General features: G+C 62.8%; 1 protein-coding gene and 1 pseudogene. Both read left to right on the top strand.

All coding sequences use genetic code 11. From position 1 onward, the window contains the following. Positions 1-209 (top strand): TOBE domain-containing protein (locus AC1D1Y_RS26165; RefSeq protein WP_477684916.1); only part of this gene is annotated, 209 nt, incomplete at its 5' end. Then, a pseudogene (locus AC1D1Y_RS26170) lies at positions 206-530 on the top strand (sugar ABC transporter permease); the annotation flags it as partial. The gene AC1D1Y_RS26165 and the pseudogene AC1D1Y_RS26170, both read left to right, overlap by 4 nt.

Below are 530 nucleotides of genomic sequence, written 5' to 3' on the forward strand. Positions count from 1 at the left end.
GTGCGAATGCTCCCGGCGCCCTGCCCATGACCGTGACCCAGGTGCAGGACGTGGGGACGCACGTGATCGTGAGCGCAGCGCGCGAAGGCCACACCATCAAAGCCCGCCTGGCGGCCGACGCCGCACAGATCTCCGCTGGTGACAGCGTGTGGCTGCAGGTGATGGGTGAACACACCTGCTTCTACCAAAACGAGGAGATCGTGGCATGAGCACCACCACTAAACCGGTCAACCAGCGCGCCTGGTTTTTGATTCTGCCCATGCTGATTTGCGTGGCCTTCTCGGCCATCGTGCCGCTGATGGTGGTGGTGAACTATTCGGTGCAAGACATCATCTCGCCCGAGCGCCGCGTGTTTGTGGGCACCGAGTGGTTCGCAGCCATCATGCGTGACGAAGAGCTGCACGGTGCGCTGCTGCGCCAGATCACCTATTCGTTTGCGGTGCTGGCGGTCGAGCTGCCTCTGGGCATTCTTCTGGCGCTGTCCATGCCGGCCCAGGGCTGGAAGTCGTCCGCCGTGCTGGTGATTGTGT

It is taken from the genome of Polaromonas sp. P1_G1, assembly GCF_056405595.1.